11 protein-coding genes and 1 tRNA gene are annotated in these 14,414 nt (G+C 69.6%); 7 read left to right on the forward strand and 5 right to left on the reverse strand.

The features are described 5' to 3' along the window. Positions 1 to 45: 45 nt before the first annotated feature. From glp to EQ874_RS07090, 4 genes are all read left to right on the forward strand, one after another. Positions 46 to 1,236 carry a gephyrin-like molybdotransferase Glp gene (gene glp, locus EQ874_RS07075; RefSeq protein ID WP_064065053.1) on the forward strand — a complete coding sequence of 397 codons (1,191 nt, stop codon included), beginning with the start codon at positions 46 to 48 and terminating at the stop codon, positions 1,234 to 1,236. Beyond that, a complete protein-coding gene (gene moaCB / locus EQ874_RS07080; RefSeq protein ID WP_129976369.1) occupies positions 1,233 to 2,231 on the forward strand; it encodes a bifunctional molybdenum cofactor biosynthesis protein MoaC/MoaB in 999 nt (332 codons plus the stop codon). Before glp ends, moaCB begins: the two co-directional genes overlap by 4 nt. Further along, on the forward strand, positions 2,224 to 2,637 hold the full coding sequence (locus EQ874_RS07085) for a molybdenum cofactor biosynthesis protein MoaE (protein WP_064065055.1): 414 nt from the start codon (positions 2,224 to 2,226) through the stop codon (positions 2,635 to 2,637). The genes moaCB and EQ874_RS07085 overlap by 8 nt, the downstream gene beginning before the upstream one ends. Before the next feature lie 223 nt (positions 2,638 to 2,860). Next, the gene (locus EQ874_RS07090; protein WP_129976370.1) at positions 2,861 to 4,288 is read left to right on the forward strand and encodes a DEAD/DEAH box helicase; all 1,428 of its coding nucleotides are present in this window, start codon (positions 2,861 to 2,863) and stop codon (positions 4,286 to 4,288) included. 15 nt (positions 4,289 to 4,303) lie between these two features. Here EQ874_RS07090 and EQ874_RS07095 read toward each other — a convergent pair whose 3' ends face one another. From EQ874_RS07095 to EQ874_RS07105, 3 genes are all read right to left on the reverse strand, one after another. After that, positions 4,304 to 5,326, reverse strand: coding sequence for a GTP-binding protein (locus EQ874_RS07095; RefSeq protein WP_064065057.1), 1,023 nt, complete (start codon positions 5,324 to 5,326; stop codon positions 4,304 to 4,306). A 72-nt stretch (positions 5,327 to 5,398) separates the two neighbouring features. Next, a complete protein-coding gene (locus EQ874_RS07100; RefSeq protein ID WP_016934745.1) occupies positions 5,399 to 6,034 on the reverse strand; it encodes an MBL fold metallo-hydrolase in 636 nt (211 codons plus the stop codon). Beyond that, a complete protein-coding gene (locus tag EQ874_RS07105) occupies positions 6,031 to 7,116 on the reverse strand; it encodes an S-(hydroxymethyl)mycothiol dehydrogenase (protein WP_129976371.1) in 1,086 nt (361 codons plus the stop codon). Before EQ874_RS07105 ends, EQ874_RS07100 begins: the two co-directional genes overlap by 4 nt. A gap of 330 nt (positions 7,117 to 7,446) precedes the next feature. Between EQ874_RS07105 and EQ874_RS07110 the strand changes: the two genes are divergently transcribed. After that, complete coding sequence (locus tag EQ874_RS07110) at positions 7,447 to 9,222, forward strand: cutinase family protein (RefSeq protein ID WP_129976372.1); 1,776 nt, start codon at positions 7,447 to 7,449, stop codon at positions 9,220 to 9,222. A gap of 38 nt (positions 9,223 to 9,260) precedes the next feature. Here EQ874_RS07110 and EQ874_RS07115 read toward each other — a convergent pair whose 3' ends face one another. Then, the gene (locus EQ874_RS07115) at positions 9,261 to 10,538 is read right to left on the reverse strand and encodes a LuxR C-terminal-related transcriptional regulator (protein WP_129976373.1); all 1,278 of its coding nucleotides are present in this window, start codon (positions 10,536 to 10,538) and stop codon (positions 9,261 to 9,263) included. A gap of 139 nt (positions 10,539 to 10,677) precedes the next feature. Between EQ874_RS07115 and EQ874_RS07120 the strand changes: the two genes are divergently transcribed. After that, the gene (locus EQ874_RS07120) at positions 10,678 to 12,255 is read left to right on the forward strand and encodes an AMP-binding protein (protein WP_016934287.1); all 1,578 of its coding nucleotides are present in this window, start codon (positions 10,678 to 10,680) and stop codon (positions 12,253 to 12,255) included. An 88-nt stretch (positions 12,256 to 12,343) separates the two neighbouring features. Then, positions 12,344 to 14,188, forward strand: coding sequence for a siderophore-interacting protein (locus EQ874_RS07125; RefSeq protein ID WP_129976374.1), 1,845 nt, complete (start codon positions 12,344 to 12,346; stop codon positions 14,186 to 14,188). Between the two features lie 84 nt (positions 14,189 to 14,272). Here EQ874_RS07125 and EQ874_RS07130 read toward each other — a convergent pair. Further along, positions 14,273 to 14,345 (reverse strand) — tRNA-Ala (locus tag EQ874_RS07130). Positions 14,346 to 14,414 lie beyond the last annotated feature (69 nt).

The following is a 14,414-nucleotide window of genomic DNA, read 5'->3' on the forward strand; positions in this document are numbered from 1 at the left end:
ATCGTCGACGGTGGGGCACGCCACTCGTGTGCCTAGGATGGCGGCATGACGAGCGGCAGGCGGTCCGTGGAGGAACACGAACAGCACGTGGCGGAGTTGCTCGGCCCGTTGCGGGAGAAGAGCCCGCTGCGGGTGCCGCTCGCCCACGCACTGCACCGCACACTCGCGGAGGACATCGAGTCCCCGCTGGACCTGCCGCCCTTCCGCAACTCCCAGATGGACGGTTACGCCGTACGCGCGCACGACCTCGCGTCGATCCCCACGGATCTGCCCGTGCAGGGAGTAGTAGCCGCGGGCGACACCGTCGCGGTGCTCGAACCGGGTCACGCGCTGAAGATCATGACGGGCGCACCCGTCCCGGACGGCGCCGACGCCGTCGTTCCGGTCGAGGACACCCTCTCCCCCGACCCGGACACCGTCACCGTCGAGCGCAGCGTGACGCCCGGAACCTACGTGCGTGAGGCGGGCACCGACGTCCGCAAGGGCGATCTGCTGCTCCCCGCCGGCACGGTCCTCGCCGCCCGTCACATCGCCGCGCTCGCCGCCGTCGGTCTCACCTCGATCCCTGTCCGTGCACGGCCGCGGGTCGCGATCATCTCGACCGGCAGCGAACTCGTCACGGCCGGGAGCGAACTCGGCCCCGGCCAGATCTTCAATTCCAACGGGCCTGCGCTGGCCGCGAGCGCGACGGCCAACGGCGCAGACGTCGTGACCATCGACCATTGCCACGACGATCCCGAGGAGTTCGTGACGATGCTCCGACACGCCGTGGGTGTCGCCGACGTCGTGTTCACCTCGGGTGGGGTGTCGAAGGGCGACTTCGAGGTCGTGAAGGACACGCTCGGGCCTCGGGGCGGGCAGTTCGTGTCGGTGGCGATGCAGCCGGGCGGACCCCAGGGCACCGCGGTGGTCGACGGTGTCCCGATCCTGACCTTCCCCGGCAATCCCGTCAGCGCCCTCGTCTCGTTCGAGGTGTTCGCGCGACCGGCACTGCGGGCCGCCGCCGGTTATCCGCCCGTCGTGTGCGAGAAACTACCGCTCACCACCGATCTCACGTCGATCCCGGGTCGCCGGCAGTTCCTGCGGGGACGGCTCGACGAGAACGGGGTGACCCCCTTCCGCGGGCACGGGTCGCATCTCGTCGCCGGACTCGCCGCCGCCGACGTGCTTCTCGACATCCCCGCCGACACCACCTCCCTCGAAGCCGGAGACCTCGTGAAAGTACGGATCCTGTGACCGATCTCAGCCACCTGGACGACCAGGGACGTGCCCGCATGGTGGACGTCTCCTCGAAGACCGATACCACCCGAATCGCCGTGGCGGCAGGCGAACTCGTCACCACCCCGGAGGTGATCGCGCTCGTCCGGGCCGACGACATGCCCAAGGCCGACGTCCTGGCGACGGCGCGCATCGCGGGTATCGCCGCGGCGAAACGCACCTGGGAACTCATCCCCCTGTGTCATCAGCTGGCGCTGTCGTCGGTGAAGGTGATGTTCGGTTTCACCGACACCTCGATCACGATCGAGGGCACCGCGAAGACCAAGGGTCCGACCGGAGTCGAGATGGAGGCACTCACCGCGGTCGCCGTCGCGGGCCTGACCCTGCACGACATGGTCAAAGCCGTCGATCCGGCCGCCGTTCTCGACGGCGTGCGATTGATCTCCAAGGAGGGCGGCAAGCGCGGCCACTGGACCCGCGACGACGCTGCCGACCGGGACGGGCAGCCGGTGCCGGAAGAGCAACTGCCGGAACAGTCGGGGCGCTCCGCCACGGTGGTCGTCGCATCGACCGGTGTCGCCGCGGGCACCCGCGAGGATCGCACCGGACCACTCATCCGATCGTGGCTCGTGGACAAGGGATTCGCTGTCCGCGGCCCCCTCGTCCACGCGGACGCCGACATCGCCGCCGGTCTCGCCGACGCGGTCCGTCCGGGCCCGGCCCTCGTCGTCACGACCGGCGGTACCGGAGCTTCGCCCACCGACGCCACCCCCGAAGCGACTCTCGCGCTGCTCGATCGCGAACTGCCCGGTATCGCGGAGTCGATCCGGCAGCGCGGACTCGCGGCCACCCCGCACGCGGTCCTCTCACGGGGGGTCGCCGGTCTCGTGGGCCGCACGGTCGTCGTGAACCTGCCCGGCTCGCCCGGCGGGGTGAAGGACGGTCTCGCCGCTCTCGACCCGATCCTCGACCATCTGTTGGCCCAAGTCGCAGGAGGCGGCGCTCATGAGTGAACTACTGGCCCGGATCTCGTCGGAGCCACTGGATCCCGCGGCGGTGGACGCCGCGGTGGCCGGTGCCGAACACGGTGCCGTGGTGGTCTTCACCGGCGTCGTCCGCAACCACGACGGCGGGCAGTCGGTGACCGCGCTGCAGTACCAGGCACATCCCGATGCCGAAGCCTTCCTGCGGCGGTGCTGCGAGGACGTTGCAGCGACATCGGGACTGCCGGTCGCGGCGGTGCACCGAGTGGGCGATCTCACCATCGGCGATCTCGCGCTGGTCGCGGCCGTGGCCGCCCCACACCGCGCGGAAGCCTTCGCCACCTGCGCCGAACTGGTGGAACGCATCAAATCCGAGGTGCCCATCTGGAAACGTCAGCACTTCACCGCGGGACTGTCGGAGTGGGTGGGCCTGTAGCCACGACGGCGGGCGGCACTCGGCACATGCGGTAGGGTGACATGGTTCGGGTGTCACGACGACACCCACCGTCGTGGGATACCGGCGGCCCGGGATCGTGCCCGGCCCGCACGCACAGATGCAGTACGCACAGATGCACCGGCTTTCCTTGCGGCGATCGCACAGCACCACGGGCACGGCCCGTCGAGTGCACACACGCCGCATCGAAAGGCAGCGCTGTTCCATGACCACATCCTTCTCCGATCTCGGGGTGCCCCGCCCGCTCGTCGCCACGCTGAACGACGCCGGGATCACCAGCCCCTTCCCCATCCAGGTGGACACTCTCCCCGACACCCTCGCCGGTCGCGACGTGCTCGGCCGCGGACGCACGGGCAGCGGTAAGACCCTGGCCTTCTCGATCCCGCTCGCCGCTCGTCTCGCCGGCAGGAGCACCCGGGCGGCCGGCCGGCCGCGCGGCCTGATCCTGGCACCCACCCGCGAATTGGCGACCCAGATCGCCGCGGCGATCGAACCGCTCGCGCATTCGTCCGGACTGAAGGTCACCACGATCTTCGGTGGCGTGTCGCAGAAGCGCCAGGTCGAAGCCCTGCGTCGCGGTGTCGACATCGTCATCGCCTGCCCGGGCCGCCTCGAAGATCTCATGCGCCAGAAGTTCGTCGCGCTCGACGACGTCGAGGTCACGGTGCTCGACGAGGCCGACCACATGGCCGACCTCGGATTCTTGCCGGGCGTCACCCGCATCCTGACGGCGACACCGAAAGACGGTCAGCGGCTGCTGTTCTCGGCCACCCTGGACAACGGCGTCGACAAGCTCGTCAAGCGGTTCCTGAAGAACCCGGTCATGCACTCGGTCGACGAGGCCACCTCCCCCGTCGCCGCGATGACCCACCACGTCTTCGATGTCGCGGGCATGGAGGCGAAGAAGGACCTCGTCCGCACCCTCGCGTCGGGTACCGGTCGCCGAATCCTGTTCATGCGCACCAAGCATCAGGCCCGCAAGCTCGCCAAGCAGCTCACCGACTCCGGTATCCCGGCGGTGGACCTGCACGGCAACCTCTCGCAGAACGCCCGCGACCGCAATCTCGCCGCGTTCTCGTCGGGTGAGGCCCGAGTGCTCGTCGCGACGGATGTCGCTGCGCGCGGTGTCCACGTCGACGACGTCGAACTCGTCGTGCACGTCGATCCTCCGGCCGAGCACAAGGCATACCTGCACCGCTCGGGCCGTACCGCCCGCGCCGGCAGCACGGGCGACGTCGTGACCGTCGTGCTGCCCGACCAGCGCAAGGATCTCGCGGCCATCATGCGCAAGGCCGCGATCGACGTCACCCCGGTGAAGGTGACAGCGGACTCCGAGCACGTGCTCGAGCTCGTCGGCGAGATCGCGCCGCATGTTCCGCCGGCTCCGAAGCAGGCTGCCGCGCCGTCGCGTCCGCAGCGCAACGGCGGCGGTCGGCGGACGTCGGCTCCCCGTCAGGGTTCCACCCAGCGCTCCGGTTCGGGGCAGCGCTCCTCCTCGAGCGGACAGCGTTCCGCGGATGGACAGCGCTCCTCGGGAGGACAGCGTGCGACCGGCGGTCAGCGTTCGGCCGGTCAGGGTGCCGCAACCGGTGGCCGCCGCCGCCCCCAGCGCCGCACCTCCGCTGCACGCTGAGTCCGACCGCCCGCGTCAGCGGGGTGTGAACCGGTGTATCGCGTACATCGCGTCCGCGGACACCGGTTCGGTCGGCACACAGCGCCGTAATCGCTCCCGTACGTCGTCGGCGTCGAGATCGGCGCCGATGACGACGAGTTGCGTCCCGTCGGGCACATCGTCCCGTCGGCCCACCGTGTCGAACCGGATGTGGTCGCCCACGGTGTGCACCAGATAGTCGGCGGTGTGCAATCCGGCGGTGACACGCACATATCCCTTGATACGGAACACCCCTGCGGGCTGGTTCTCGAGGAAATCGACCAGCACGCGGGGGTGCAGTGCATCTGCGGCCTCGAAGGTGATCGCGTCGTAGCCCTCGTGCAGATGGGTGTGGTCGTGCTCGTCCTGCTCGTAGAGCAGTTCGTCGAGGGTGAGCTGTTCCCCGGGCCGGGGATCCGGACGCTCCGGGATGTCGAACAACAGCGCCGGGTCGATGCGGCCGTGGTCGGTGGAGACGACCGCCGCGCGGGAATTGAGCCGGCACAGGCGGGTCAGCAGATCGTCGTGAGCGTCACCGTCGATGCGGTCGGTCTTGTTGACCAGCACCAGATCTGCGAGAGCGACGTGTTGTTCGAGTTCGGGATGCTGCGCTGCGGTCGCGGCGAACTCCACCGCGTCGACGACGAGCACGAGGCCGCCGTAGGTGACGTATTCGTTCTCCGAGCCGGCGACGAGCCGGATCATGTTGCGGGGCTCGGCGAGTCCGCTGGCCTCGACGACGATGACGTCGAGATCGGACGAGCGGTGGGCGAGCTTGTCGAGCATCGCGTCCATGTCGCTGACATCGACTGCGCAGCACAGGCATCCGTTGCTGAGCGAAACCATCGAGTCGACCTGCCCGGCGACCATCATGGAATCGATGTTGACCGAGCCGAAGTCGTTGACGATCACGCCGATCCGCGCACCGCGGGTATTACGCAGAAGGTGGTTGAGCAGCGTCGTCTTCCCCGCGCCGAGAAATCCGGCCACCACGATCACCGGGATCTGCTTCTTCGCCATGAAGGTGAGACTAGCGGTGTGCGCGTGTGCGGTTCCGGTAGCCGCCGCTACCGGAACCGCGCACCGGCGGCATCAGCTGCCGCGCTTGATCCACTCCTCGAGATGCGGCGACTCGGTACCGATGGTGGTGCCGTCGCCGTGACCGGTGTGGACCGTGGTCTCCGCGGGCAGGACGAAGAGCTTGTCGCGGATCGACCCGATGATGGTCGGGAAGTCCGAGAACGAGCGGCCCGTCGCGCCCGGCCCGCCGGAGAACAGGGTGTCGCCGCTGAACAGCTCACCCGCCTCCGGCAGGTACAGGCAGGTCGAGCCCGGTGAGTGACCCGGTGTGGCGATCGCCTGGATGTCGGTGCCGGCAACCCGGATCCGCTCCCCGTCCTCGAGCGTGCCGTGTGCGACACCCGGATGGGTCATCTCCCACAGCATGTCGTCGGCCGGGTTGAGCAGGATCGGCGCGTCGAGCTTCTCCGACAGTTCGGGCGCCACCGTGATGTGGTCGTTGTGGGCGTGCGTGCATACGATCGCCACGACCTTCCGCCCACCGACGGCGTCGATGATCGGCTGCGCGGTGTGCGCGGCATCGATGACGACCACCTCGGAGTCGTCGCCGACGAGCCAGATGTTGTTGTCGACCTCCCATTCGCCGCCGTCGAGCTCGAAGGTGCCCGAGGTGACGACGCGGTCGACGCGGATCGGAGAGGTGCTCACAGGACCACCACCGAACGCAGCACCTCACCGCGGTGCATCGTCTCGAAGGCCTTCTCGACGTCGTCGATGCCGATGCGCTCGGTGACGAACTTCTCGAGCGGCAGACGCCCCTGCTGGTAGAGGTCGACGTAGGTCGGGAAGTCGCGCTCGGGCAGGCAGTCGCCGTACCACGAGCTCTTGAGCGAGCCGCCGTGCGAGAAGAAGTCGATCAGCGGCATCTCGAGGGTCATGTCCGGGGTGGGCACACCCACGAGGACGACGGTGCCGGCGAGATCGCGGGCATAGAAGGCCTGCTTGTAGGTCTCCGGACGGCCCACGGCCTCGATGACGACGTCGGCACCGAAACCGCCCGTCAGTTCCTTGATCGCCTCGACCGCGTCGACCGAGGTGGAGTTGACGGTGTGGGTGGCGCCGAGATCGGTGGCCCACTCGAGCTTCTTGTCGTCGCGGTCGACGGCGATGATCGTGCCTGCGCCCGCCAGACGCGCCCCCATGATCGCGGCGTCGCCGACACCGCCACAGCCGATGACCGCGACGGACTGGCCACGCGACACTCCGCCGGTGTTGACGGCGGCGCCGAGACCGGCCATGACACCGCAACCGAGCAGGCCCACGACGGCCGGATCGGCACTCGGGTCGACCTTGGTGCACTGGCCGGCGTGCACGAGGGTCTTGTCGGCGAACGCGCCGATGCCCAGCGCCGGGGTGAGCTCGGTGCCGTCCTCGAGCGTCATCTTCTGCGTGGCGTTGAAGGTGTCGAAGCAGTACTGCGGCTGACCGCGCTTGCACGCGCGACACTGTCCGCACACCGCGCGCCAGTTCAGGACGACGAAGTCGCCCACGGCGACGGAGTCGACACCCTCACCGACGGACTCGACGACACCGGCGGCCTCGTGGCCGAGCAGGAACGGGAACTCGTCGTTGATGCCACCCTCGCGGTAGTGCAGATCCGTGTGGCACACCCCGCACGCGGCGATCGCGACGACGACCTCACCGGGTCCGGGATCGGGGATCACGATGGGCACGACCTCCACAGGCGCTCCCTTCGAGCGAGCGACGACTCCGCGGACTGTTTGCGACATGGTGTCTCCGTTTCGTGATGCGACCGGCTGTGTCCGGTGATTCCGACTTCCGGTGATTCCGACCCTAGCCACTCCCGCGACGCTCTGCTCCTGATCGTTCGACGGGTCCGACCCCGCCGAACGGCCAGGAGGCCATCCGACTTCCCCATTGCCCGATTGGTGTATTTCCCTCGGATTCCGCGTCCGGTGCTCACAGAAGTGTTCACCGCCGCCACCTCGGAAAAGCCGTCTCCATGTAACGCTCCGACCGGCCTTCACGAAATCCGTTACGACCCGTCGCACTTCGGCGGGCCGGCAATTCCTCGGTGAGAAACGGATTGGTAGAGGCCCATGGCACTTCGAAAGTCGCTGTCGCGTCGGAGAATTCTCGCCGGCGTCTTCGCTCCCACCGCACTCGGAGTCGTGGCAGCGGCCGCGATCGTGCTACCCCAGCAGGACACCCCCACCGTGGCCGACCCGTATCTCGCCGGCCTCGCGAAGACCACCGAATGTCACGACATGGTCAGCCTGGGTATCGGCGGTCGCGGCGACATCCCTCGCGACGAGTCGAAGATGCTCGTCGACGAGAACGGCAAAAGGCTTCCTGCCGGCCAGCAGGGCGCCTACAACAGTATGTGGGTGGATCCGGTGATCAACGCCCCGATGGGAGAGCACGCGAACGGCGAGGGCTACGCGGCCATCTACATCGAGTACCCGGCCGACCTCGCCAGTTACGAGAACGCGGTGGACAAGGGCGCCGAGAACACCATCGAGGTCATGAAGGCCATCCGGCGGTCCTGCCCCGACACCCAGTTCGCCATCGTCGGCTTCAGTGAGGGCGCCGACGTCGCGCGCCGCGCCGCGATGCAGATCGGTGCGCAGGAGAAGGGCGAGGACGGTTCCTGGGACATCATCGATCCCGACGCCGTCAGCGGCGTCGTCATCCTCTCCGACGCCGGCCGCAAGGAAGGCGAAGGATTCTTCCCGGGTTCGCAGAACGGCACGAACCCCGACGGCTTCGACCGTCCGTACCAGCCGGGTGCAGATCCCGTCCCCGGCCGCGGAGTGCTTCCCGGTACCAGCGGCGACTTCGGCAAGCTCGCCGGCAAGGTTGCGTCGTTCTGCTCCGAGGGCGACTTCACCTGTTCGGCACCCGAGAACATCGCGCTGATCGAACTGCTCGCGAACGTGGGCCGTCAGGTCAACGGTGATGCGCTCGAGCGCGAGGGTCTCACCCCCGCGACGGGCGCCGACCTGGCCCAGGTCATGGGCAGGGTCGCGCTGCTCGCCCTCGCCGACATCTCGGCGAACCCGGACTGGATGCGTTCGGACGAGACCTTCCTCGAGGTGCTGATCAAGGTCTCCGACCCCAGCTACGACCCCGCCACCGCACGCCCCACCACGCCTGTGGCCTCCGACGCCACCGGCGAGAGCGGTGCCGAGGCCCCGATCCCCGCGGAGCGTCTGTCGAACCTCGCGTACCTGCCGGAGAAGATCGTCAAGGAGGTCGTCGGGTTCATCAGGAGCAACCAGAACACCCTCGCGGTGGTGCTCGCCGACCCCTACGACCAGACCTTCGGCTACAACGAGGAGACCCGGGACCACTACGGTCACCACTTCGACTACTGGGACGACGACATCGACGGTAAGGGCACGTCCACCGTCGAGTACGCCGCCGCATGGCTCGAGCACCTGGCCAAGGAGGCCAAGGACGGCAAGAAGGTCGACCCGAAGAAGGTCGACCAGGCCGCAGTCCTCCTGATCGCCGAGGAGACGGCGAAGGCCGAGACGGCCGAGGCGTCCACGACACCGGAAATCTCGCCGTCCGCGACCGAGACCGACGGTGCGGCGGTCGTCGACAGCAGCGTGCCCGCCTCCGTCGACGGCGTACCGGCACCCGCAGGCGATCCCGCCGCGCCGGTGGCCCCGCTCGCACCCGAAGCCGGTGCGCCGGCAGCCACGCCCACCCCGGTGACCACCACGGCCCCGGCCCCGGCACCGACACCGTCGGAGAGCACGACCCCGGCGACGGGTGAGACCACCACGGGAGCCGGGGAGACCACCTCCTCCGGAACGCCGACGACGACCGTCGCTCCGACGACGACGTCGATCCGGCCGGCTGCCTGACCCACCTCGGGTAGTCGACGACGACCGAGCACTCGGCGTCAGCCCGCGGCGCGGACCCCGGCCTCTGCACCGAGAGCCGCGGCCTCACCGCGAGTGCTGACGCCGAGCTTTCGTAGTACCCCCGCCACGTGGAATTTCACCGTCGACTCGCTCACGCCGAGACGTTCGGCGATGACGCGGTTGCGGCGTCCCGCCACCAGATGCTCGAGCACCTCGATCTCGCGCGGCGCGAGGGCGGCGAGCGCATCGAGCGTCTGCCCGTCCGTCGCAGCGACCGGCAGGTCGAGCGGGAAGCTCACCGCGAGCCGCGTCCCCCAGCCGGGAGTCGATTCGGATTCGATACTTCCGCCCAGGGTTTCGACGCGATCACGGAGCTGACGTTCGAGTTCGGCGACCTCGATCTCGCCGGTGCCGTCGTCGCGCACATCCACCAGCAGAGTCGAGTTGTCGCAACTCCACGCGACCCGGACCCGTGTCACGTCGGTCTGCCCCGACATCGCCAGCACCGCACCCCGGGCGATCGCGCGGGCCGCATGCGCCACCTCGCCCGGCAGTCCCCGTCCACCCACCTGCGGGGCGACCATCTGCAGGTCGAGCCGACGGTGGCGCACCAGCTCGCGCAGTTCGCCGTGCAGTCGGGCGAACGCGGTGGTCAGCGCCTCCTCCGCGAGTTCGCGGTGCAGGTCCACCGCCGACCGCAGACCGATCAGCGCCTCGGTCGCCGTCTCCCGCGCCGTGGTCCGGGCGCGGGTATCGTCGAGATCCTTCGACCGCAGGGTCGCGAGGATCGTCTCGAGGGTCACGGCGTGCGACTCGGTGAGTTCGGCGACGGTGCGGGCCCGCTCGGCCGAAGCGGCCCTCGATTCCGCAAGATATGCCGGGCTCGCGGTGTGCACCTGGAGCCGGATCCCGGTGGCGACCACGCCGAACGCCGCTCGCACGAGTTCGAGCGCCGAGGCGGTCGCCCGCGCGCCACGCGGCACGAACAGCAACAGCGTGTCCGTACTGTCGAGGATCGCGCACACCTCGCGATCGCGCCCCGCGACGCGGATGCGGCCGCGACGGATCTCCCCCACGGTGAGTTCGCTCCGCACCCGGTCGAGTTCGGCGATGGTCACCCGGTCGACGATCGACGGGTCACCGGCCACCTTCCGTGGTCTGCCCGTGCATTCCCTCGTGAAGATCACCATGGCGCTGTGCGGAGCGAGGTCGGCGACGTAGGTGGAGAAGCGCTGTGCGATCTCCGCGAGCGGACCGGTGAGGACGTCGCGCAACTCGGCGATCAGGACCTCGGGACGACGGGCGGTGGGACTCACGTGCCCACGATATCGGCGCCCGTGTACTGCGCACTTGCGCCCCTCGGGGTTCGAGCGGCGGTAACATGTGCGACACCCGGCAACGCGCCCGTCGGCACCGGGCGGCGTCGATCCTCGTCCGCGGGAGGTGCTGCGAACAGTGGCGGACCGCCGAGCGGCAACGGGAAGCGCGACCGCGGTCGGCGGCCGCGACGGGTTCCCGGCGACCGTGCCGGGTCTGCTGCTCGACCGGGTGTCCCGCTCCCCCGATTCCGTCGCCTACCTGCGTCCCGACGGGGAACGGTGGCGCCCGTCCACATGGTCGGAGGTACGACGGGAGGTCGTCGAGCTCGCGGCGGGCTTGATCGCTCGCGGTGTCGAACCCGGGATGCGCGTCGCGATCTGCGCGACCACCTGTTACCGGTCCGTCGTCGCCGACCTCGCCGTGGCGTGCGCGGCCGGTGTCTCCGTGCCGATCTATCCGGCGACACGCGACGACGAGGCGCGGGACCAGATCCGCCGCGCACATGCCGTGCTGGCGATCGCCGATCGACCGGTGCTCGAGACCTCCCTGCAGCGACTCGACCGTCTCGACGAGCTCGCCGCCGAAGGGCGCAGTCTGTTGCACACCACGCCCGACGCCGTCGGGCGACGGATCGCGGCGCTGTCACCGGACGATCCGGCCGCGCTGATCTACACCGCGTGCGAGGACGGCCGCACCAAAGGCGCGTGCCTGACCCATCGGAGCACGACCTACGGTGCCCGAGCCGTCGCGCAGACCGGGATGATCTCGTCCTCCGACCGCCAACTGCTGTGGCTTCCGCTCGCGCACGTGTTCGGCCGGTCGCTCCTGCTCATGGCGATGCACGCGGGCGTGAGCACCGCCGTCGACGGCCGCGCCGACCGGGTCACCGCGAATCTGCGAACGGTCCGTCCGACCTTCCTCGGCTCGGTCCCGCACGTCCTCGAGAAGATCGCCCGGCTCGAGCGGGACGAGCTCGGAGGCCGGTTGCGCTTCGTCATCTCCGGTTCCGCGCGGCTGTCCGATGCGATCGCCGAGCGGCTCGAACGGCTCGGTGTGCCGGTGCTCGAGGGGTACGGGATCACGGAGACGTCCGGGCCCTCGTGTGTGAACCTGCTGGGCTCGCACCGTCCCGGCACCGTCGGCCGGCCACTGCGTGGCACCGAGGTTCGGGTCGCAGACACCGGCGAACTCCTCATCCGTAGTCCCGGGGTGATGACCGGGTACCACGACGATCCGGCGGAGACCGCTGCCGCACTCGACGCCGACGGCTGGTTCCACACGGGCGACCTCGCCGAGATCGACGCCGACGGCTTCGTCACCGTCACCGGCCACCGCAAGGACACGTTCAAGACCAGCACCGGCAAGTACGTCGGGCCGACCGCGCTCGCCGGCCGCTGGCGGCGGGTCTGCCCCGGCAGCGAACTCGTCGTGGCCGGGGAGATGCGCCCCTACTGTGTCGGCCTCGTGTTCACCACGGCACCGGAGTCGGTCGTCGCGGCCGCGCTGGAGCAGCTCAACGCCCGATCGGACCCGTGGGAACGCATCCGCCGGTTCACTACGGTGAGCACACCTCCGGACGCGGACGATCTCGACCCGGCCGGGCGCCCGATCCGCGATCGCGTGCTCGCCCGGTACGCCCGTCTCGTCGACGAGCTGTACGCGAACGGTCGCCGCGCGGGTCAGGACGGGTCGAGGCAACCGAAGGCCGTCTGAAGTAAGGTTCGCCTAAGCGCTGGTCGCCGCATGCCGGAAGGCCCGGTCGTCCCGCCGTCCACGATCCCCGGTCCAGGAGAACGCACACATGGCTCGTAGCCTTCGCCCCATCGAGGTCTTCCCGATCACCACGCGGTACCTGACGGTGCTCCGCGTGACGGACGTGAGCCCCGGGATGCGGCGGGTGACCCTCGGGGGCGAACAGTTGCAGGCGCACGTCGCACCGAACGGATATCCGGTCGGCGCGTTCCGGTCGGACGGTGTGGACGACGAGTTCAAGTTGATGTTCAAGCATCCCGACCTCGACGAGGCCCTCGGCCCTACCCAGGCCGACGGCGTGGTGAACTGGCCGCGCGATCCGAAGCTGCTCATGCGCACCTACACCGTCCGGCGCTGGGATCCGGTCGCCGGCGAGATCGACGTGGACTTCGTGCGCCACGGCGTGGGTCCCGCGTCGAGCTGGTCGTACCGCGCGGAGCCCGGTGAGACGATCCAGATCGCCGGACCGAAGTCGTCGGCAGGACACCCGCAGGGCGTGGACTGGACGCTCGTGGCGGGCGACGAGACGGCGCTGCCGGCCATCGGGCGCTGGCTCGAGAACTGGCCGGCCGGAGCACGTGGTCAGGTCTTCGTCGAGATCGCCGACGACACCCACCGTCAGGATCTGCCCGTCCCCGACGGGGTGGAGCTGACCTGGCTCGGCCGCGACGGCGCCGAACCGGGCACGACGACGCTGTTGTTCGATGCCGTCACGAACGCCGAGTGGTGGGACGGGAAGGTCTTCGCGTGGGTGGCCGGTGAGGCCCTCACGCTCACCCCGATCCGGCGGTGGCTGCGCAACGAGAAGGGCCTTCCCAAGGAACAGGTGGAGGTCACCGGATACTGGCGGCGCCAGGAGGTCGCGGTATCGGAGGCCGACGCCTCCCTGCCCGATTTCGAGGCGACCGAGGACGAGCGCGACCGCTTCGACGAATTGGCCGAGATCGCACCGGGTTTCGCACTGCGGGTCGCGGCGACCATCGGCCTGGCGGCAGCCTTCGACGCCTCGCCGCGCACCGTCGACGAACTCGCCGTCAAGACGGGGGCGGACCGCACCGGCCTGGGCAGGCTGCTGCGCTATCTCGTCGCCCTCGGGGTGGCCGAGGACCTCGGCGAGGGCCGGTTCCGGCTCACCGGCGTCGGCCGCGAACTCGAGGACGACCACCACATCGAGGAACTCCGCCTCGACGGCGTGCACGCGCAGCGGGAACTGGCGGGCATGCTCGCGCTGCTCGCCGCCGTCCGTACGGGCCACGGGGACGACGCTGAGCGGTTCGGGAAGAGCTTCGCGCAGCGCGTCGCGGACGACATCGCTCTGTCGGCGGACCGGTACGAGCAGGAAGCGGAGATGGCGGCGTACTTCGCCGGCGCCCTCGTCGCGAAGGTGCCCACCGACGTCTCGACCATGGTGGTCGCCGGTGAGGCGGCGGGTTCCTACGCCCACGCCTTCGTCACGGCGAACCCGTCGGCACGAGCGACCGTGGTGGCCGCGCCGTCGGAGATCGAGGTGCTGCGCCGCGTCCACGGCGAGCACGAGCGGGTCGCGTACGCGCCGGGCAGCATGCTCGAGGCCCGACCCGAACCGGTCGACGCGGTGCTGCTGACCGGGCGGCTGAACGAACTGCCCGACGCCGATGCCGGGCACGTGCTGCAGCAGGCGGCGGCCGGACTGAACCCGGGCGGCCGGATCCTCGTCTTCGGCAACGTGCTCGACGAGAACGCCGGTGAACACGACTACGAGGACGACCTCGTCGACTTCGCGCTCAGCGGTGGTGGGGGTCGTACGCACGAGGACCACGTGGCGCTGTTCGAGGCGGCCGGCCTCGCGGAACCCGAGCGCACGACGGTGGGATGGGGAATGACGTTGTACACGTCCGCCGGCTCGACGCACTGAGATCGTGCTTCGCGGTGGCCTCGCGATCGACGGGGCCACCGCAGAGCTGCAAGAAGAGCCGCTGCGAGGATAATGTCCGAGGGGTGGAGCTAAGGGGACTCGAACCCCTGACCCCCACACTGCCAGTGTGGTGCGCTACCAGCTGCGCCATAGCCCCTTGCACGGCCCTGACGGGGACCGTCACCGAAGACTACAGGCGAGAGCGTGAACTCTCGCCTGTAGCGAT

Origin of the sequence: Rhodococcus sp. Q1 (assembly GCF_004153645.1) — a bacterium.
GTDB classification, from domain to species: domain Bacteria; phylum Actinomycetota; class Actinomycetes; order Mycobacteriales; family Mycobacteriaceae; genus Rhodococcus; species Rhodococcus gordoniae.